Annotated in this window: 19 protein-coding genes; 10 read left to right on the forward strand and 9 right to left on the reverse strand. The window is 42.9% G+C overall.

Annotated elements, in window-relative coordinates:
* Positions 1 to 298: 298 nt before the first annotated feature.
* Positions 299 to 1,138: a CvfB family protein gene (locus tag HUX68_RS08055; protein WP_174614340.1), complete on the forward strand. Its 840-nt coding sequence runs from the start codon at positions 299 to 301 to the stop codon at positions 1,136 to 1,138.
* Positions 1,139 to 1,209: 71 nt separating this feature from the next.
* Here HUX68_RS08055 and HUX68_RS08060 read toward each other — a convergent pair whose 3' ends face one another.
* Positions 1,210 to 1,485, reverse strand: coding sequence for a hypothetical protein (locus HUX68_RS08060; RefSeq protein ID WP_174614341.1), 276 nt, complete (start codon positions 1,483 to 1,485; stop codon positions 1,210 to 1,212).
* 84 nt (positions 1,486 to 1,569) lie between these two features.
* The gene (locus HUX68_RS08065; protein ID WP_174614342.1) at positions 1,570 to 1,797 is read right to left on the reverse strand and encodes a DUF2164 domain-containing protein; all 228 of its coding nucleotides are present in this window, start codon (positions 1,795 to 1,797) and stop codon (positions 1,570 to 1,572) included.
* 138 nt (positions 1,798 to 1,935) lie between these two features.
* Between HUX68_RS08065 and HUX68_RS08070 the strand changes: the two genes are divergently transcribed.
* On the forward strand, positions 1,936 to 3,630 hold the full coding sequence (locus HUX68_RS08070) for a M3 family oligoendopeptidase (protein ID WP_174614343.1): 1,695 nt from the start codon (positions 1,936 to 1,938) through the stop codon (positions 3,628 to 3,630).
* A gap of 87 nt (positions 3,631 to 3,717) precedes the next feature.
* Here HUX68_RS08070 and HUX68_RS08075 read toward each other — a convergent pair whose 3' ends face one another.
* Complete coding sequence (locus HUX68_RS08075) at positions 3,718 to 3,918, reverse strand: alpha/beta-type small acid-soluble spore protein (protein WP_174614344.1); 201 nt, start codon at positions 3,916 to 3,918, stop codon at positions 3,718 to 3,720.
* A gap of 161 nt (positions 3,919 to 4,079) precedes the next feature.
* On the opposite strand from HUX68_RS08075, the gene HUX68_RS08080 reads away from it, so the two are divergent.
* Complete coding sequence (locus HUX68_RS08080) at positions 4,080 to 4,862, forward strand: HAD family hydrolase (protein WP_174614345.1); 783 nt, start codon at positions 4,080 to 4,082, stop codon at positions 4,860 to 4,862.
* Positions 4,863 to 4,917: 55 nt separating this feature from the next.
* Here HUX68_RS08080 and metA read toward each other — a convergent pair whose 3' ends face one another.
* The 4 genes from metA to HUX68_RS08100 form a co-directional block, all read right to left on the reverse strand.
* Positions 4,918 to 5,826 carry a homoserine O-acetyltransferase MetA gene (gene metA / locus HUX68_RS08085; RefSeq protein ID WP_174614346.1) on the reverse strand — a complete coding sequence of 303 codons (909 nt, stop codon included), beginning with the start codon at positions 5,824 to 5,826 and terminating at the stop codon, positions 4,918 to 4,920.
* Between the two features lie 235 nt (positions 5,827 to 6,061).
* Positions 6,062 to 7,675, reverse strand: coding sequence for an FMN-binding glutamate synthase family protein (locus HUX68_RS08090; RefSeq protein ID WP_174614347.1), 1,614 nt, complete (start codon positions 7,673 to 7,675; stop codon positions 6,062 to 6,064).
* Positions 7,676 to 7,830: 155 nt separating this feature from the next.
* The gene (locus HUX68_RS08095) at positions 7,831 to 10,206 is read right to left on the reverse strand and encodes a penicillin acylase family protein (RefSeq protein ID WP_174614348.1); all 2,376 of its coding nucleotides are present in this window, start codon (positions 10,204 to 10,206) and stop codon (positions 7,831 to 7,833) included.
* Positions 10,207 to 10,301: 95 nt separating this feature from the next.
* Positions 10,302 to 11,153 (reverse strand): chemotaxis protein, encoded by an 852-nt coding sequence (locus HUX68_RS08100; RefSeq protein ID WP_174614349.1) that lies wholly within the window; start codon positions 11,151 to 11,153, stop codon positions 10,302 to 10,304.
* A gap of 328 nt (positions 11,154 to 11,481) precedes the next feature.
* Between HUX68_RS08100 and rfbA the strand changes: the two genes are divergently transcribed.
* The 7 genes from rfbA to HUX68_RS08135 all read left to right on the forward strand — a co-directional run bounded on the left by rfbA (position 11,482) and on the right by HUX68_RS08135 (position 18,713).
* On the forward strand, positions 11,482 to 12,414 hold the full coding sequence (rfbA, locus tag HUX68_RS08105; protein ID WP_174614350.1) for a glucose-1-phosphate thymidylyltransferase RfbA: 933 nt from the start codon (positions 11,482 to 11,484) through the stop codon (positions 12,412 to 12,414).
* A gap of 144 nt (positions 12,415 to 12,558) precedes the next feature.
* Positions 12,559 to 13,509 (forward strand): glycosyltransferase family 2 protein, encoded by a 951-nt coding sequence (locus HUX68_RS08110; RefSeq protein ID WP_174614351.1) that lies wholly within the window; start codon positions 12,559 to 12,561, stop codon positions 13,507 to 13,509.
* 4 nt (positions 13,510 to 13,513) lie between these two features.
* The gene (locus HUX68_RS08115) at positions 13,514 to 14,188 is read left to right on the forward strand and encodes a GNAT family N-acetyltransferase (RefSeq protein WP_174614352.1); all 675 of its coding nucleotides are present in this window, start codon (positions 13,514 to 13,516) and stop codon (positions 14,186 to 14,188) included.
* 2 nt (positions 14,189 to 14,190) lie between these two features.
* Entirely contained in the window at positions 14,191 to 14,556 is a 366-nt protein-coding gene (locus tag HUX68_RS08120) for an EamA family transporter (protein ID WP_174614353.1), read from the forward strand.
* A 9-nt stretch (positions 14,557 to 14,565) separates the two neighbouring features.
* The gene (gene rffA, locus HUX68_RS08125; RefSeq protein WP_174614354.1) at positions 14,566 to 15,678 is read left to right on the forward strand and encodes a dTDP-4-amino-4,6-dideoxygalactose transaminase; all 1,113 of its coding nucleotides are present in this window, start codon (positions 14,566 to 14,568) and stop codon (positions 15,676 to 15,678) included.
* Entirely contained in the window at positions 15,653 to 17,326 is a 1,674-nt protein-coding gene (locus tag HUX68_RS08130; protein WP_246206631.1) for a DUF6044 family protein, read from the forward strand. Before rffA ends, HUX68_RS08130 begins: the two co-directional genes overlap by 26 nt.
* 229 nt (positions 17,327 to 17,555) lie before the next feature.
* Positions 17,556 to 18,713 (forward strand): acyl-CoA dehydrogenase family protein, encoded by a 1,158-nt coding sequence (locus tag HUX68_RS08135; RefSeq protein ID WP_174614356.1) that lies wholly within the window; start codon positions 17,556 to 17,558, stop codon positions 18,711 to 18,713.
* A gap of 44 nt (positions 18,714 to 18,757) precedes the next feature.
* Here HUX68_RS08135 and HUX68_RS08140 read toward each other — a convergent pair whose 3' ends face one another.
* Entirely contained in the window at positions 18,758 to 19,831 is a 1,074-nt protein-coding gene (locus HUX68_RS08140; protein ID WP_174614357.1) for a tartrate dehydrogenase, read from the reverse strand.
* Positions 19,832 to 19,865: 34 nt separating this feature from the next.
* Positions 19,866 to 21,413 carry a Na+/H+ antiporter NhaC family protein gene (locus HUX68_RS08145; protein ID WP_174614358.1) on the reverse strand — a complete coding sequence of 516 codons (1,548 nt, stop codon included), beginning with the start codon at positions 21,411 to 21,413 and terminating at the stop codon, positions 19,866 to 19,868.
* Positions 21,414 to 21,437: the final 24 nt, after the last annotated feature.

Genomic DNA, 21,437 nt, shown 5'->3' on the forward strand with positions numbered 1-21,437 from the left:
AGTGGTAATTTTTGGCATTCTGCTCGTGATTTTTGTAGATGCTTACTCACACTGGCGCGGCTTCGGGGTCGCAAGGACGTCAGAGCAGGTAGGGCTGACGTTGCTTAAGTTAGAAAACACCAGTGGAACTTTACCGCGGCAAATGAAATCAACTGAAATAATCGATTTCCAATCCGACTGGATACAGTCGGAAAATAAACATGAATATAAAACTTATGTGTTACTTTGTCAATCAAAGGGGTACTCTTGTAGTGAGGGTGCCCCTTTTCCAATTTAAAATCAAAAGGACGGATTTTCAATGAAACCAGGAACAATTCAGACACTTGAAGTGATACGCAAAATCGACACTGGATACGTACTGCATAGCGATGTGCTTTTGCACCATAACGAAACAGATAATGAGCTGGAGCCCGGGCAGCATGTCGAAGTTTTTTTATATACCGATAAAAAAGGACAAACTGTTGCAACCGGGAAAATTCCATTTGTTTACATGGATACATTTGGATGGACAGAAGTTGTTGAAAAAATTCCGGGGTTAGGTGTGTTTGTTGATATCGGAACTACAAAGGAAATACTTGTCTCCGTGGATGACCTGCCACTGTTTGAAGATGTTTGGCCCTCGGAAGGAGACAAACTATTTGTTACACTGGGAAAGGACCGGAAAGGAAGACTGCTTGCCATTCCTGCTTCGGAAAACGCATTTGAACATGTATGGGAAGCTGCGCCTGAAGGTATTTTAAGCGAGGCAGTTACTGGCCGTGTGTACCGAACCAGTAAAGAAGGAGCGACTGTCATCACTGATGATAATCACCGTGGCTTTATTCACCATACCGAACGGAAAACAGAACCGCGGCTCGGTGAATTGGTTAAGGGAAGAGTCATTGATGTGAAAGAGGACGGATCCATTAACATCTCGCTCAGACCACTAAAAAAAGAAAGCCGAATTGAAGATGCCGACAATATCTTAATTCACTTAGAACAAAATGGCGGGATCATTCCATTCAATGATAAGAGCGACCCGGAGGATATCCGCGGGACATTCAACATCAGTAAAGCCGCATTCAAACGTGCCCTCGGCAAACTGATGAAAGAGCAAAAAGTTGAGCAGCGGGATGGAAATACGTTTCTTATAAAATAGCAGTACAACCAAGCAATCTTGAAAGTCAACATAAAACAAGCAACCACACCGAATGAAGTGGTTGCTTTCGTTTACGAGTGCTGACCCGAGTCCACAATGGAAGTGGCGATTGCTGTTACTGCTGCAGCGAACAAAAATGCAATTCCCCATCCGCCAAGACCTAACCCTGATACTACAATATTTTGAGTTACTGAAATAAATATCAAAATCAATCCAATAGCAAATACAATAATTGCTGGTATGTATATTGTATATTTACTGTAGGATGAAGCCTTGCTGATGATGATGTTTAAAACCATTAAAACAATTAACGCCACCAGTCCAATAAGAAGGGCAGTACCAAACATCAAAATCACCTCATCTTTCTATATCAAATTTACTTCCAGTTTACCTAGTAACAATTATAAAGTCAATTTAATTCATGTCTGCTTTTACTTCATGATACCGTACATATCATCGAGTTTCTCACTTATATATGTTTGACTCTCCTCCACCCCAAGATTATAGAATGCAGGAGCAATTTCCTCCATGATAAAATCCAGCAGCAGCATAGCTGCAAGATTACCGATATCTTCCCCGCGTTCCGTTTCAAAGTATCCCCTGATTGCCTCAGCCATATCGTCTTTCTTTTCCATTGGTATGTCGAACTTTGATTTCATATATTTCTCCTCCTTCAACAGTTTTTGCAACTTCCCAAAAAATTATGTTGTTCGACTTCACCTTATAATATATTTTGCATTCGGAAAAGGATTTTTCAATAATATGTCGAAAATTACATATAACGGAGGAGGAATATCATGAAAACTTTTGAAGATTATCCATACAAAAGGCCGGACATGAAAGAAACCAGAGAAGAGTTCAACAGCCTTTTGACAGCATTATCGAATGCGGCAAACATTGATGAACAAAATGAGTCCATTAAAGCGATAAATAACTTCAGAAACACGCTGTCCACCCTTTCCAACCTGGTGTACATCCGTGCATCAATCGATACAAATGATTCATTTTACCAAAACGAACGTGACTTTTTTGATGAAGTCGACCCGGAAATTACGGAAATGAATACCATATTCTACAAAGAACTTCTCCAATCACCTTTCCGTGATAAACTGGAAGAACACTGGGGCCCCCAATTATTTCAGATAGCGGAACATGAAATTAAAGCATTCTCACCTGAAGTGATGGAATTGCTGCAAAAAGAGAACAAGTTATCATCCGAATACGCAAAGCTGGTGGCATCTGCACAGGTGGAATTTCAAGGTGAAACCTACACACTCGCTCAACTTAGTCCTTTTGCCCAGCATAAAGACCGGTCCATCCGCAAAAAGGCCATCGAAACAAGTGCTGATTTTTTTGCGGATCATGCAGACAAATTTGATGATATCTATGATCAGCTCGTCAAAACCCGTCACACGATTGCAACATCACTGGGATACAAAAATTTTGTGGAGCTTGGTTATGTCCGCATGCTGCGAATTGATTATAATGCTGACATGGTGGAAGTTTTTCGCAAACAGGTTCGTGAATCAATTGTCCCGCTCGTTACTCGATTGTACAAAAAACAATCGAAACGGATTGGTGTGGAAAAATTGAAATATTATGATGAAGCTTTTGAATTTCCAACCGGAAATGCAACCCCCAAAGGAAGCGCGGAGTGGATAATTGATAACGGGAAAAAGATGTACCGGGAACTTTCCGATGAGACAAACGAATTTTTTCAATTTATGCTGGATCATCATCTGATGGATCTGGAAGCGAAAAAAGGGAAAGAAGCAGGTGGCTACTGCACATTCATTGAAGATTATCAGTCACCATTTATTTTTTCCAATTTCAATGGAACGTCAGCTGATATTGATGTACTGACCCATGAAGCTGGACATGCTTTCCAATTTTATTCCAGCCGCAACATCGGCATTCCGGAATATCTGATGCCTACATATGAAGCAGCGGAAATCCATTCGATGAGCATGGAGTTTTTTACATGGCCGTGGATGGAGCTGTTTTTCAAAGAGGATACGGACAAATATAAGTATTCCCATCTGGCGGACGGACTGCAATTTTTGCCGTACGGTGTTGCGGTTGACGAATTTCAACATCTTGTTTACGAAAATCCGGACTGGACACCTGCTGAACGAAAGCAAGCATGGAAGCAGCTTGAGGAGACCTATCTGCCGCACCGGGATTATGATGGACACCCATACCTGGAAACTGGTGGTTTTTGGCAGCGGCAGGGCCATATTTATGATGTGCCATTTTATTATATTGACTATACGCTGGCTCAAATTTGTGCATTTCAGTTCTGGAAACGGTCACGCGAGGAAGGATCCAAAGCATGGGACGACTATTTGAATTTATGTAAGCTTGGCGGATCCAAGTCATTCCTCGGTCTGGTTGAAGCAGCTAACCTTCAGTCACCATTCGAGGATGGGACTGTTGAATCAGTTGTCCGCACAATTGAAGAATGGCTGGAGTCAGAAAATGAAAAATGGTAAGTAGAACTATCTGAAAAAAATTGGCCATCGCAATATTCAGCGGTGGCCATGCATAGCGAAATCTTATGCCATAACTTCATACCTCGTCTATTTATTTTTATTGGACATACTTGATTCAGCGATTCTGATCATGCGTTTTACCATCTCACCACCAACTGCTCCGTTTTCACGTGCAGTTGTGTCAGCACCGGGCTGAACACCGAGTTCGTTGGCAATCTCCTCTTTTAAATTCTCTACTGAGCCCTTTGCTCCGGGTACCAGCAAATCATTGTTATTGTTATCGGCCATCGCTGATCACTCCCCATGGTTTTGAAACAGAATTCAATCCTGCTTCCCTTTTATTTTCGGATAAAATCAGCAAATCTACACTTGTCAAATAATACATGTTTGCATACATCGCATAGTGAATATGCTACAATGCAAAGAGAATTTTACGACAGGAGTGATACATGATGACATATAAAATTTTATTTCTTGATATTGATGGGACTATTTTAAAACCTGACCACACCATTTCGGATCAAACAAAACAATCAATCAAAAATGTGACGGAACAAGGAGTTCAAGTGTTTTTTGCGACCGGACGTCCAATTCATGAATTGGATCAGCTTGCCGGTGAACTGGATGTCCATTCCTATATCGGATATAACGGTGCATATGCTGTACATAAAGGAAAAACCGTTTTAAATGAACCAATCAGCCGGGACATAATTCAACAGTTTCTGGACATCGGCTATAAACACGGCCATGATGCGGTCTTGTACACAGGAGATGCCAACTATTTCACAACCCTGTCCAAAACCCATGTAAACCAATTCATCGACGCATTTAAGTTAAAGCAAAATAAATTATTCACCGGCGACAAAACCGATCAGATTCTCGGCGCCACCTTATTAAATGTAAGACCCTCCGAAGAGACGCTGTATGATATTGATCCGGCGGTACACCTGTCACCGGTCCAGGCAGCAGGTGTGGAAGATTGCTACGATGTGATTCGTAAAAATGTTAATAAGGGAAAAGCTGTCGAACAGGTCTTAAAGCTGCTTGAAATTAAACCGGAAGAAGCAATCGCTTTTGGCGACGGGATGAATGATAAGGAAATGCTTGCTTCTGTTGGGGAAAGTTTTGCAATGGACAACTCGCATCCGGATCTTTTTCAACATGCCAAACACCGAACAACCTCCGTAACAGACGATGGCATTGCCAATGGGCTTAAAAAGCTGGGGTTATAAAATTAAAAAGCAGCCTTTATTAGGACTGCTTTTTTAAAAAATATCTGCCTGGAAGCTACTCCCACTCAAACGGTGTTTGCTGATAGACATAATAGTTCAGCCAGTTGGAGAACAACAAATGACTGTGTGACCGCCATATATTAGGAGGACGTTGATTCACATCGTTATTCGGGAAATAATTAACCGGGATATCGATTTCAAGCCCTTTATCGATATCACGTCTGTATTCCTCGGCAAGTGTCGTCGCGTCATATTCCAGATGACCGGTTACCATGATGTTTTTGGCATCATTGGACATAATAATAAACGGCGCACCTTCTTCAGAAACAGACAACAATGTTAACGCAGGATTATTTTCGACTGCTTCTTTAGAAATATTTGTATATCTTGAATGCGGGGCATGAAAAATTTCATCAAATCCACGCACAATTTTTACGGTTGGATCAGAAATTTGATGTTTAAAAATGCCAAAGCTTTTCTTCGGCATTGCAAATTTTTCGATTCCGTAATGATGATACAGAGCCGCTTGCGCCCCCCAGCAAATATGCAGTGTTGATGTCACATTGTCACTGGCCCAATTCATTATTTCCATCAGCTCATCCCAGTAGTTCACATCCTCAAACTCAAGATGTTCGATTGGAGCACCGGTAATGATCAGCCCATCATAGCGGCGGTTTTTAACATTTTCGAACGTTGTATAGAAATTTTCCAAATGATGACGGCTAACATGTTTTGACCGATGTGTTTCGGTTCTGAGAAAACTGATATTAACCTGCAGCGGCGTATTACCCAGCAGCCGTAATAACTGCAACTCCGTTTTTTCCTTTTCAGGCATTAAATTTAAAATCAGTATATTAAGGGGACGAATATCCTGCGTCTTGGCACGAACTTCATCCATAACAAATATCTTTTCTTTTTTTAAAGCATCACTTGCTGGCAACTCTTTTGGAACATTGATCGGCAACCCCACTCCCCCTTTTTTCTCGGATGTTTGTTTCATTATAAGATTGAAATGTCTGAATAGCAATTATTCTGAACCGTTATTTTCCAAGTTTCTTGATAAGTCGTATCAGTTGCTTTGTCTGTTCAAAATCAGTACATCGGCAGATTCGATGCATTTTAACCAAATATTTGCTGCCGCATCAAATCAACGAACCGAAAAAAGACCCCAGTTTTTTTAACTGAAGTCATTTCCTGAATTAGGCATTTGCGGAACCTTTGCCATCATGTTGTATCATGGATTCATAAATATCATCAAGTGACCATGTCTTGCCTTTATCGTCCTTATAGACAATATTTTCTTTACCGAAATGAACGGGGGAATCAAGACCGGCCGCAGCTGCAATTCGGAAAAGTCCTTTGCGCATCGTGATAACATAATTAGCGGTTCGGTATTTTTTTTCATCCACAACAAGGGCTCTTTGCAAGTCCGGGTCTGTTGTGGCCACACCGACTGGACATGAGTTTGCATGACACTGCAGCGTTTGGATACAACCAACAGTAATCATGAAACCGCGGGCTACGTTGACAAGATCCGCCCCCATGGAAAGCGCAATGGCAACCCGGTCAGGGGAAAATAACTTTCCTGCAGCAAAAATTTTCACCTTGTCCCGTACACCATATTTTTTCAGTTCGTAGTCAACAAGCGGAAGTGCCGACCGTATTGGAAGTCCAACACTGTCTGCCAGTTCCTGATACGATGCACCGGTTCCGCCTTCACTTCCATCAATCGTAATGAAATCAGGTCCGGTATTAAGTTCCTTCATATGTTTTGCCAGATCTTCCGCCTCAAAATGGCTGCCGACAACAATTTTCATCCCAACTGGCTTACCGGTATGTTCACGGATTTTGCTGATAAAATCAAATAATGACGGTATATCAGCAAATTCCGGGAAACGGTTCGGACTGTCAATTGATTCATAAGGTTCAACCATTCGAATCCGGGCAATTTCTTCGGTTACTTTTTCCCCATCAACGTGTCCCCCGCGTGTTTTAGCTCCCTGTGCCAACTTAACCTCGAAAGCTTTCAATTGCGGTATTTTACTTTTTTCCAGTAATTCATCCCAGTTGAAATTTCCTTCCTTGTCCCTTACACCGAACATCCCCGGACCAATTTGCATAATAAGATCACAACCGCCTTTTAAATGGTAATCAGAAAGACCACCCTCACCGGTATTCATCCAAGTACCTTTCGCAATGCCAAGTCCCTCGGAAAGTGCAGTTATGGCACGATCCCCCAATGAACCGTAGCTCATCGCGGACATGCCGATCTGCCCTCTTGCTTTAAAAGGATACCGGCAATTTTCCCCGATTACGATTGTATCTTCTTCATCAAGCAGGTAAACAGGAGATTCATCTTGTTCCCATTCTTCCTCCCGCTGTGAAAATAAAGGCTCTTTGATCAATAAATAACGTCCTGTAGTCTGCTTGGTTTTACGGTCCATTTTCAGCTCTTCCGATAGTTTCGGAAACATGGAATTGCGAACATAATATCCTGCTTCCTCAAAATCCCGCTGCGAACCAAACCCCATGACATCCCGCTTATATTTGGCTTTTTTTACAATATGTGCATAATCATTTCGCGAAAAAGGCTTTCCCTCTCTATCGTTGTTAAAAAGGTACTGGCGCAGTTCCGCACCTATATTCTCCAAAAAGTACCGGACCCGTCCCAGCACCGGATAATTGCGTAATACCGGATGCTGCCTCTGACTCCGGTCTTCGAAAAACAACCGTATACCGACCGCAAGCAATATAAGTAAAATCAGTGCTATCACAACAAACCCAATCACAATCAGGATACTTACTACATCCATTCGATACCACCCTTTAACATGTTATATCACTAGGATGTATCTTAAGACAGGAATTTATCCATCGCACTGTTTAGAAAACTTGAATGTCTCTAAGCCCTTAGGTGACGACCTTAAATACACTTATGCAGTTTGAAAGTATTTATGCCAGGAGAACACTATGGAACCAGTCGGAGTTTTTCTCCTTTAATATCATCTGTCACCGTCATATGATAATTCCCCTCCACCCAATCATCCATCTGGTCATGGTACCATTTACTTTTAAAATGGCCGGCCTGACCTGGTCCAACAATATGGTAACCTTTGTTCATGTCAGCTGTGTCAATAACAAACCGCCATGATGCGCCATGATCGACAATACCGGTTTCCGGGGCGTAACTGGCCGCCATCGGCGTTACACTGCTTCCGCCGACAGGAATCGGATCTTCACGATTGAAAAAGTATTCCAGTACCGGGCTAATGGCTGAAAGCGGGTGATAAAACTGTACTTTATGATAGTCGCCCCATTCCCAGGTTTTCAAATCATTCCCATATGTTTCCGTCAGCGGCTTCAATGCATGTTGTAATGCCTGATGCAATACGTTTTGCATGCCGCCCTTATCTTGAATCCACACTGATTTATTACCCTTCCGGAGAATTTTATCTGTCGTTTGTCCTTTGCCGCCAAAAAGTTCCATCACATCATCCGGGATAGCATCTTCAAATAAAATCAGCTCTATTTCCTCCATCCAGCGATGAAATATTAATGGTTGCGGGGCATCCACACTATCCTTATAGTTCCAGTTTTTTAAAAGCTTTATTGCCTGTTCGGCTGTTTTGGACAATTCCGCACCTTCCAGCGCCTTAAGAAAGACCGGTACAAATTCGCGTGCCTGCAAATTCATCTGATCCATCTGCAGTGCCATCATGTCTTTCACCGTAAAATTGCCACCTGCTTCAAGCACTTCGGCAATACGTTGGTACCGGTACGGCTGTGCCCAGACATTACTGATATGATATGGATAGTCATCACCGATGATTTTATTGTTTGCCGTCGCTATGAAGCCCTTTTCCGGGTTCACGACAGTCGGCAGCTCATCAAACGGGATAAACCCGTTCCAATTATTTTCTTTCTCCCACCCTTTTAAGGGGAGCAGTGCATTGTCGCCATCCTCATAAATTGGAATTTTTCCATTTGCTTTATAGGCGATTGTGCCATTTTTTGATGCAAACACAAAATTTTGCGCCGGCACAAGAAATTTTTCCAGTGCTTTTTCAAATTCTGACCAGTTGGATGCCTGGTTGATATCCAGTATTGCAGCAAGCTCGGTTGTTGCTTCAAGTGCCGTCCACCTTAGTGACAACACCATATCCTGTGTACTTTTATTGGCAAATTCGGAAATTACCGGTCCATGGCGGGTTATGACAACCTCGTAATCGATTGTCTTGCCACCTTTCACATGTATTGGTTCTTCAATAACTTTGGCCTTTTCCCACTCACCCTCATATAAAAACTCATGTGGATTTTCCGGATTGCGTTTTTCCATGTAAAGCTGCTGTACGTCTGGACCAGTATTTGTGACGCCCCAGGCAATATTTTCGTTATGCCCCAAAATAATTCCGGGTACGCCGGCAAAAATAACTCCGCTGACATTTACTTCCGGTGACTCCAGATGCATCTGATACCAGATCGACGGTGTCGCAAGCCCCAGATGCGGATCATTTGCAAGGAGCGGCATTCCAGACTTGGACTTTTCCCCGCTGACAACCCAGTTATTGCTGCCGTTAAATGTATGGGGAATGACTGCTTTTGCGAAGCTTTCGGCAATATCTACTTTTGTTTCATCAATTATCGTCGGTTTATTTTCCGGATAGCCTGGAAACAGCTCATACGCCTTTTCTCTTGTAAAATTGTTTAATACATAATAGTTGAACGCCTGTCTTTCCCAATGCCCGCCAAGGTCAAACGCCATATATTTTCCTATCGTTAACGAGTCGATCGGCGTCCATTTATCCGGCTCGGTCCCCATCAGCGTAAATTCCACCGGCAAACTGTTATTTTCTTTAGCCCGTCTGATATAGGCATTAACACCGTCACTAAACCACTTGAGTATCTGTTTATCCTTATCTGAGTACACTGCATATGACTTCTTTGCTGCCCGTCTTAATCCAAGTGTTCGGAAATATTTATCCTGATCAACAACTGCCTCCCCGACAACTTCACTTAACGTTCCAGATGCCTGTCTGCGTGATAACTCCATTTGGAACATTCTGTTTTGTGCTTGAATAAACCCTTGTGCCAGGTACAAATCATGGGCGTTTTCAGCTTTTATATGCGGAACCCCATTTTCATCCGTTATTACAGTGACCTCTTCATGCAGACCCGGCAATTCAATCGTACCTTCTGTCTCTGCCAATGACCGGTTCATAAAGGCGTTTACTGTAAAGAAAAGAATACTGCTTATCACCAACAGTATTCCAAGCGCAATCAGCATGATTTTTTTCCAATTTCGTTTTTTTACCGGTTCTACTGATTCATTCTCTATTATCTCCATCAGAATCCCCCCATGTTTAATCAGCCACTACTATATATAAATTCGGCAACTACTGAAAAAATTCCTGCTTAAACATGGGAACATTACTGTTTACGTTACTGGACATTAACGGTTTTCCAAACATTGAATAAACCATCCGTAATCCTGTCAACTACTTCATCATCCGTATCGTACTTGGCATGGGATAGCGGGTTCCAGCTTGTCAGCAGGCCGCCGGCATTCACCTCTATATCAGCTGTCACTGCCTGATTGTACGCATCGTTCAGACCTTTGAGCGGATATGCCAGAATATCATCTTTATCATAGAAGTTCAGCCATTCACCTGTTAGCCCGGGATAGTGATTCGTAATATTGGGCGACGGCACTGTAATCGGCGAACCAAAATCAATATAACGAAGCGACCAGAGTGCCATTGGACTGCCAAGTGAATAAAATAATGCCATCGTTTCACATTTTTCAATTGGGGTATCGTCGGAACTCTGCTTCGTTAATGCCCGGATATTACTTCTTCTGTACTGCAAATCATAGAAAAAATTACTTGCGACTATCGTCCCCAGACTGTGACAAATCACGCAGAGTGGTGCCTTTGCTCCCACACGTTCTTTGAGTTGGCGGATGGATTTTGCGACCAGCGTATGCACTTTATCATAATTTTGTCCGCCTGCAATTGTCGGCTGGTAAGCAACTGCATCCGACAAAAATTCAATGACAAACCGTCGCAATCGACCGAAATCAAGATCTGCATCCTGCTGCATATTATGCCAGAGTTCATGTTGCTCCTTTTCAAATACAGCCGACCAGAACACCGGTTCAAACTCCAGATCCACTTCGTCCAGCTTGCATTTTTTCAAGAAAGAATCCGAAATCCGCTTTATCATTTTTTTAGCAAAATTACGATCTGGGGTTCCTGCACCATGCAAAATAAGCACACCAACTTTTTGCCTCATACACACCCTCCATTTCTATGATTCTGTTCTAGCATATTCCGATAAGATTGCAAACTTTTCATTTTTGCTGTTTTTTTTTGAAGGACTTTTGCAATTGAACCAGAATTAATACCACAGAGGGGATTCGACTGGTGATTAATTCCGAAATCAATATTGCAAATTAATAAAACAGCATTATTAATATCCCTATACCCCATCATAGCAAAATGTAAAATAAAGTAAGTAATTAAATTGCAATCGAATTGTAAGATTATTTGCCTGAAATGCGGTAATAGAATATATAGAAAGGTATATTGCGTTATATAACCAATTGTAAAGGATGATTCATATGAAAGGTATCATACTTGCAGGTGGAAACGGTACCAGATTATCACCAAGCACGACCAGCATCAACAAGCACCTTCTTGCTGTATTTGACAAACCGATGATTTATTACCCGCTTTCGGTTCTGATGCTGGGTGGTATTAAAGACATTCTGATTATCAGTACTCCGGAAGATAAGCCGCGGTTCAAAAATCTCCTTGGCGATGGATCAGCATTTGGCATTAAGCTTACACACATGGAACAGTCCGAACCAAATGGTATTCCGGAAGCTTTTGTCCTTGCTGAAGACTTTATCGGTAATGATGATGTAACGCTGATTCTGGGTGATAATATTTTTTACGGTCAGGGATTTACGACTCTGTTCCGGCGTGCACTGGATAACCACCGGCATGCAACAGTATTCGGTTATCGTGTAAAGGATCCCGAGCGATTTGGGGTAGTCGAGTTTGATCACAGACAGAAGGCGGTCTCACTGGAAGAAAAACCAGCTGATCCAAAATCAGATTTTGCGGTTACCGGATTGTATATATATGATTCGCAGGCAGTTAACATTGCCAAACGACTGACACCTTCCAATCGGGGGGAGCTGGAAATTACCGATCTGAACAATCAATACCTGAAAAGCGGCCGGCTTGACGTGCAGCTGCTGGGCAGAGGGTTTGCCTGGATGGATACCGGAACACACGAATCATTGTTTGATGCTGCCGAATTTGTAAAAATAACGCAGCAACGACAAGGGTTTAAGCTTGCCTGCCTTGAAGAAATCAGTTACTACATGGGTTATATAAGCCAGCATGAATTATTTAAAAAAGGTAAAGCAATGGAAAAAACCGATTACGGTCAATATTTGCTGGAAATCGCCACACGTAAACACACACAGCAATACTGGGAAGAAATTGACCGAAACCCAATGTTAGGAATGGTGGAAAATGAATAACACACTGCTCGTTACAGGTAGTTCCGTTTTTATCGGATCTAACCTTCATCGCGTACAATTTAAATTATGGAGCACACTGGGCTGGAAACCAAAAACGGACCTGCAGACGGGGATGCAGGGAACTGTGGAATGGTATGTTAGCAAATGGGAACAGGCCACCCTTTAATTTCCGTAGTTATCCCGGTTTACGGATGTGAAACCTGCTTAGAAGAGCTTAGCAAGCGAATTACAGAAACGATGAAACAAATACCAGCCCATTTTGAAATCATCTTTGTCAATGATGCCAGCCCCGACAATGCATGGCAAACCATCGTACAGCTTGCGGCCAATGATGATCGGATTAAAGGAATTGATCTGGCCAGAAACTTTGGACAGCATCATGCCATAACCGCCGGCCTAGACTATACTGCAGGTGACTGGATTGTCGTCATGGATTGTGATCTGCAGGATAAACCGGAAGAAATAAAAACATTGTACGATAAGACACAGGAAGGGTTTGAAGTTGTTTTCGGCAACAGGGCAGTAAGACAGGATAACTGGTTCAAACGCAAAACGTCACAAATGTTTTACCGGGTATATGATTATTTTACGGGGCGCACTTCTGACCATACCATTGCCAATTTCAGCATCAGTTCCAAAAAAGTTATCGATGGGTTCAGAAGAATGCGGGAGCAAAACCGCTTCTTTCCTTTGTTTATTCAATGGATGGGATACAAAACCGACACTGTAAAGATAGAACATTGTGCACGGATGGAAGGAAAATCTTCTTATAATATCAAGAAACTGGTATCCCTTGCAACGGACGCCATCATTTCTCAGTCCAATAAACCATTGCGCCTGTCGATTCAGTTTGGATTTTTAATTGCCCTCGCGTCCTTTTTATACGGATTGTATTTATTTATCCGGTATTTTTTCCTGGCACAGCCAGTACAGGGCTGGACCAGTGTCATGGTCTCCATTTACTTTATCGGCGGATTGGTTTTTTTCAATTTCGGTGTACTGGGACTTTATCTCGGTAAAGTCTTCAATGAAGCAAAAGCCCGTCCACTCTACCTCATACGGGAAACGACCAAAGACCTGAAAGAACGGAGATGATGATATGGAAACAATACGTGAAACACCGTGGGATAAACGAAATTTCAATATTGACACTTATGAAATACTCGACTATTCAGAAGAAACACTCGAAAAAACAGACACGCTTAATGGACACTTCACCATTAAGGTCAATCCGCTGGAAAATCCGGAACTGCTTTTAAAACATGGATTTTATTACATGGATACATTAATCGAACCAGTTTGCCAGCGAAAAAATTTAACAATCTACCAAAAAAATGGAACATCTATCTCACGCGAATATGACTGGGAGCAAATTGCTCATATTGCCGATGAAGCATTCATGCACGGGCGATTCCATCGGGATTTTCACATCCCCAATCACTTGGCTGATCTGCGTTATGCGAACTGGGTAAAAGATCTGCAGAAGCAAGACAATATTTTTGCATTGAAATACAACGGCCAAACAGTAGGATTCTATGGGTATGTTCATGACAAAGTCCTGCTTCTTGGGATTAAAAAAGACTTCCGCAAACTAGGACTCGCCAAAGCGTTCACCAGTCAGGGGTGCCTGGAGCAATTCAACCTGGGTTATGACCAGCTCCGCACATCAATCTCAGCGGCTAATGTTGCATCCTTGAATCTTTTTTATGCACTGGGATTCAGGCTGTCAGATACTGTTGATGTGTACCATAAACTATCCGGTCCGGGCGTGTGACCATGGGATACCTCTATATTTTCGGAACGATTTTTTTTACCGTCTACGGACAACTGGTGCTGAAATGGAAAATTGATCAAGCCGGCAGTCTTCCCCAGGAATGGATGGAAAAGCTGCTGTTCCTGCTGCAGCTTTTGCTTAATCCGTGGATTTTGTCAGGTTTTATGTCGGCATTTGTCGCATCATTGTTCTGGATGGCAGCCATGACCAAATTTAATATCAGTTATGCTTACCCGTTTATGAGTTTGTCATTTGTTCTGGTTTTTCTGTTGTCGGTATTTTTATTTGGGGATCCGGTGACAGGAAAAAAAGTACTCGGTTTGGCCCTGATTGTAGCGGGCATTATCGTAACGAGCCAATCTTTGTGAGGTGAAAATATGATTCCGTTTAACAAGCCATGTTATGTGGGGGACGAGGACAAAACAATCAGCAAAGCACTGCAGCATAATAAACTTTCCGGAAACGGTTCTTTTGGAAAAATATGTACCGACTGGCTGGAGAATCAGCTGAATTGTGAAAAAGCACTGCTTACACCATCATGCACAGCGGCACTGGAAATGACCGCACTGCTCATTGATGCAGGGCAAGGTGATGAAATTATTATGCCGTCCTATACTTTTGTATCTACTGCAAATGCATTTGCGCTAAGAGGAGCGTCGATCCGGTTTGTTGATGTGGATCCGGCGACAATGAATATCTCTCCTTCAGCAATTAAAGAGGCAATTACCAGCAAAACAAAAGCAATCGTTGTCGTCCATTATGCTGGTGTATCCTGTGATATGGACACTGTAATGGATATTGCCCAGCGTGACAATCTATGGGTGATAGAAGATGCAGCACAAGGGTTAATGAGTTCGTTTAGGGGAAAACCGCTCGGCACTATCGGCCATTTCGGCACCATCAGTTTTCATGAAACAAAAAACTACACATGTGGTGAAGGTGGTGCTTTAATTATCAATGATATCGATATGATCGAACGGGCCGAAATATTACAGGAAAAAGGAACAAACCGTCAGCAGTTTTTTCGGGGAATGGTCGACAAGTACTCCTGGCGGGATATCGGATCCTCCTATCTCCTAAGCGACATCAATGCAGCCTATTTATCTGTACAACTGCACAACGCCAAACATATTTTGTCCGACCGGATGTATTCCTGGGATAAATATTTTAACGCTCTTTGTGACTTAGATGAAATCGGCATTCCCTTTATTCCGGACAGTTGCACACATAATGCCCATATGTTTTATATCAAAACGGATGAGGCGCATGGACTGATTGACTTTCTGGCCAAGAACGATATTATGGCCGTTACCCATTATGTACCGCTTCATTCTTCATATGCCGGACAAATATACGGTGAAATGGCAGGCAGGGATCAACATACAACCAGGGAAAGTGAACGAATTGTGCGACTGCCATTATATTACGGAATGGGAGAAGAGACTGTCGATTATGTGGCGAGCCATGTCAAAAGCTATTTCAGGTCATAAACTCATTCTGCTTGCCTGCCTGATTATTGCCGCATATTTGATGCCTTATTTGATCCTTGGCGAGGATACACATATTCGTGTCCACGACAATCTTGATTCAAACATTGTCTGGTATAAACTTCTTGTTGAAAGCGGCCAGTTTTTTTCAACGGGAACGTTGCCGAATGTCATTAACGGGCTGCCGCGAAGCACACTTGCTTCCCCTTTTGATATAGTGGTCTGGCTTTATGTACTTTTTGAGCCGATAACTGCATATACAATCGGTCAGGCGGTAATGCGGTTTGCTGCGTTTTTTGGCATGTATCTTTTGTTGCGGCGATGGATCCGCCAGCCTTGGATAACAGTAGGAACAGCTTTAGGGTTCGCCCTGCTCCCTTATTGGCCATCAGGACTTCTGTCAATTGCGGGATTGCCACTCGCCCTGCATATTTTTCTAAATATCCGAAAGCACGGCTGGAATGTTCGAAAGTATAATTGGGTAATTCTATTTTTGCTTCCGTTTTTTTCAAGTTTTATCTTAACCTTTGTATTTTTCCTTGGTTTGATTGGGCTGCTCTGGCTGATAGACCGGTTTCGTCTTCACAAGTTTAATTGGCCGTTTTTTACAGCCATCGCAGGCATGACGGTACTGTATCTTGCCAAAAACTATATTCTGATTTATGGCATGTTTTTCAGTGATGGATTCACGTCGCACCGGGAGAATCTTAATCTAGGCCATAACAATTTAACTGATACGTTTGAATTGTTTGCAGACAATTTTATTAACGGACATACACATGACATGGCTGTCCAAACGTATATTATCATTCCGGTTATTGGTCTGGCATTTCTGGTTGCTGCCCGGCATAATATCAAACCGAGGCTGCTCACTGCGCTGTTTTTGTTCAATGCATTTCTTTCCCTCTGGTATGCTTTCTGGTACTGGGAAGGCTGGCGCATTGTCAAAGAGAACTTCATGATTGCCAACACGTTTAATTTCAGCCGAATCCATTTTCTTGACCCGATGATTTGGTATATTTGTTTTGCCCTGGCATTGTGGATTTTGTGGAGACACCTGCCGTTTGGGAAAGTGCTTGTTTCCGTATTGATGGTGGTACAGCTGGGGATTCTTATTGGGCTGAATGAAGAAATCAAATACAGTAGCATTGACACCCCAACGTTTGCTGAATTTTATTCGGTCGATTTGTTCGATGATATACAGGAATACATCGGGAAGGATCAATCTGAATATCGGGTTGTCAGCATTGCCATGCATCCGACGATTGCCCAGTACAACGGATTTTTTACGCTTGATACGTATAATAATAGCTTTCCGCTCTCCTATAAGCAAAAATTCCGGAAAATCATCGCCCCGGAACTGGAAAAAAATAAAACACTCAAAAATTACTATGACACATGGGGAAGCCGACTTTATATGTATGTTGCAGAACTCGGCAAGCATTATCTGTTCACGAAGCAGAGTGATGAAGTAATTGATAACCTGGAAATAAACACATCAGCACTACGGAAGCTTGGTGGTGATTACGTTTTTTCAGCACTGCCGATTGAAAATTATCAGGAAAATGGTTTGTCATTTGAACGCAGCTTCACAGCTGCAGGTTCGGGGTCCCCATGGAAAATATACTTATATAAAGTGGAACCTGATTAATTCAGGTTCCGCTTTTTGACTTAAATAAAGACGATTGATTTTATGCGCGATTTTACACCTTTTATGCTCGGTTTCAGGTGCGATATACGTAATTCCTGCTCATTATATATGCTCGATTTTAAATCAGCTGTTCGAGCCAGTTTCTTTTCTTGAACTTAAAAATACTAAATGGAATAATAGAAATACAAATCCGACATCATTAATTGGAATAAAAGTGAGTGATGATATAATGAAAAGATTAGCCGATTTAAATACGATGGAAGAACGTCTCGATCTAATGAAAGAGACAGTGAAGCCTTTTAAACAGCGTGGCGAAATACACGATCGGGAAGGAACATTCCCCTTTGATAACTTTAATGACCTGAAAGATATCGGGTATCCGGCCTTGACCATTCCCGAAAAATTCGGTGGATTAGGAATTTCTCTGTGCGAAATGCTTAAGCATCAGGAAATCATTGCGAAGGCAGACGGTTCAACAGCTCTTTCGATTGGCTGGCATATGGGTATTACGAAACATACAGGTGAAAATGAAAGCTGGGACCGGAAAAAATTCCAGGCATTTGCCGATGATGTCAAGGAAACCGGAGCACTGTTGAATAATGCAGCTACTGAACCTGCCACGGGAAGCCCTACGCGTGGCGGAAAACCTCAAACGACCGCCAAAAAATCCGGCAATGGCTGGGTAATTACTGGCCGAAAGACTTTTACAACGATGGCGCCAATTCTCTCGTACGCGGTTGTGAGTGCCTCCATTGAAAACTCAGATAAAGTGGGGAATTTTTTAATCAGGCGCGAACGCGAAGGTGTAAGCGTTGATGAAACGTGGGATTCTACCGCTATGAAGGCAAGCGGAAGTCATGACCTTGTTCTTGAAAACGTTCATATTGGCGAGGACGATTTGATTGGCTATCTGACTCCAGGCAAGAAGGCTGCTGCCGGATGGCTGCTGCATATCCCGGCATGTTACCTTGGCATTGCCCGTGCCGCACAGGAGTACGCAACCATTTTTGCTTCGGAATACTCACCAAACAGCATTCAAGGAACGATTTCGGAATTGCCGAATGTGAAAGAAAAACTGGGTCAGATGGAACTGCGCATCATGCAAAGTTCCAGTTTTCTGTACAGTGTCGCTGCAAAATGGGATGCAAGCAGTGAGATGGTAAGGGCAAACATGCAGCCAGAACTGGGAGCGGTTAAAGTGTCGGTGGTCAACCAGGCAGTGGAAATTGTTGACCTCGCAATGAGGGTGGCCGGAGCACGCAGTTTATCGGCAAAAAACCCGCTCCAACGCTACTACCGCGACGTCCGTGCCGGAATCCATAACCCGCCAATGGATGACATGGTAATCTCGCAACTAGGTGGTCATGCCTTAAACAGGATAAAATAAACGAAAGGATAGCCTGGTAAATATAGGCTATCCTTTTAAAATACCTATTGTTTTCTGTTCTCCAGCAAACTGACAATTCTGCCGCCAACATCTGCAGTCGATGCTTTTCCGCCAAGATCCGGGGTCAAGTTGTCTTTTTCCTTAATAATTTCCCGGATGACCTCAAGGACTATCGCGCCCCATCGTTCCTCATCAAAAAAATCGAGCATCTGACTGACCGACCAGATTGCAGCAAGCGGATTGGCAAGTCCTTTTCCGGCAATATCCGGTGCTGATCCATGTACAGGCTCGAACATGGATGGGAATTCTTTTTCAGGATTCACGTTTGCTCCGGTTGCCAGTCCCAGCCCGCCTGTCAATGCAGCACCAAGGTCTGTTAAAATATCGCCGAAAAGATTGGATGTGACAACAACTTCAAACCTGCCAGGATCATTGACGAAATACAGACTTGCGGCATCGACAAGATAGGAGGAGGTTTCAACATCCGGATACTCTTTGCCAATCTCTTCAAAAACCTCATCCCAGAAAACCATTGAATGGTTCAAAGCATTGCCTTTGCTGATGCTTGTGAGAGTTTTTCCGGTACGTTTTGCTTCCTCATAGGCATAACGGATAATCCGCTCTGTACCTTTGCGGGAAAACACTCCAGTCTGCAAAACGACTTCTTCCGGCTTTCCTTTATATAACCGGTCACCGGCACCCGCGTACTCACCTTCACTGTTTTCACGGATCACAAGAAAATCAATATCTTTATCGGTTCGGGATTTCAATGGTGTTAACGATTCATCCAAAAGTGTTACTGGACGAAGATTTACATATTGATCAAATTCTTTCCGGATTTTCAACAGCAAATCCCAAAGTGAAATGTGATCCGGTACACCAGGATAGCCGACAGCACCCAGGTAGATGGCATCAAATGTTTTCAACTGCTCGATTCCATCATCAGCCATCATTCTGCCTTCCTGCAGATAATACTCACACCCCCACGGAAATTCGGTAAATGAGAAAGAAAGATTATCATCTAAATTTTCAATTGCTTTTAATACTTTAACTCCTTCTGCTACGACTTCCGGTCCAATTCCATCACCCGGAATCAACGCTATATTGATATGCTTCATACATTACCTCCTCATTAGCTACGATATGTTTCAATCAGGCGTGCAGTCTTTCCTCATTCTTTGTTTTTTGTTGTTGCCGGTTGCCCAGATACCGAATCAGGAAGAACTGAATAATAATCCCCGCAATCAGAAGCACAAAACCATTTCCAACTATAGAATAGGAAAGGAATAATACTGCAGCAATTCCTGCAGGCACCAATGCATATGGGATTTGTGTATTGACGTGTGCGATATGATCTGATTCAGCAAATATCGATGACATAACGGTAGTATCCGAAATTGGGGAAACATGGTCACCGAAGATTGCCCCGGCAAATACGGCACCTATTATAATTTGCACTAGCTCTATACCGCCAAAACTATAGGCAAGCGGAATGGCAATCGGTGTCAGAATAGACATCGTCCCCCATGATGTGCCTGTAGCAAACGAGATGAACATGCCAATAATAAATATCAGAAACGGAATAAGTGCTGCTGTCATCCAGCTTTCCGTCACACTGACAACATATTCAGCAGTTCCCAATTCCGAAGTGACGGTACCAATCGACCATGCCAACACAATAATAATCAGTGCCGGCAGCATCGTCCGTATCCCGCCCAGGAGTGTGTCTTCGCATGTTTTCAAATCCATCCCCTGAAAAAGTGCAATAATCATACCCACTAACGTCATCGAAAATGCACCCCATGTCAGGGATACTGCAACCTTTGTATCAGCCAACGCATCCATGATGGACTTTCCTTCAGCGCCGCCACCCGTGAACCACAATGCCCAGACACTTACGCCAATAAGTGTTGCAAGCGGTAAAATAAAGTTCCATACACTTCCTTCTTTTTTAAAAGGCTCACCCAAATCCTGGTCCACTGATGATAATGGGGTTGAATCCTCCGGAATTAATTTACCTGTCGTTTTCGCCCGGTGCTCCGCTTTTGCCATCGGTCCAAAATCCTTCATGGCAATAATCATTGGAACAGCCAACAAACATAGTATCGCATAAAAATTCCAAGGAATCGACTGCAGGAAGACAAAATATGGCTCAGCCCCGGTGATACTTAAACCAGCAAAAGCAGCGGCAATCAACGAGACCTGAAAACCAATCCAGTCCGAGACAGGTCCAAGTGTTGCCATTGGTGCTGCTGTTGAATCCAATATGTACGACAGTTTTTCCCTTGAAACTTTATGCTTCGCGGTAATATCTTTAGAAGCATTCCCAACAATAACGGTATTGACATAATCATTGAAAAAAATCACGATCCCTAAAATGTATGCTAAAAATTGGACACGTTTAGCTGATGTCAGTTTTTTTTCCAGCATTTTGATCAGCCCGGCGGACCCACCAGTTTTAAACATGAATGCGGCCCCAGTCCCAAGTAACGCTGTCATTACCAGGAAGCGCGCATTCCACGGATCCGTCATCACGTCTTTCATCCAGGTAAACGTTATCCCGACACCCGCAAACGGATCACCGCCTGCTGCAATCATCCCTCCAATCCAGATACTGATAAACAATGACATTAGTACCCGTTTCGTGACAATTGCCAAAGCGACAGCAGCAAGCGGTGGTACAATAGATAAAAAGTCCATCTGAAACTTTCTCCCCTTCGTATA

Origin of the sequence: Virgibacillus ihumii, assembly GCF_902726655.1 — a bacterium.
Taxonomy (GTDB): Bacteria; Bacillota; Bacilli; order Bacillales; family Amphibacillaceae; genus Lentibacillus; species Lentibacillus ihumii.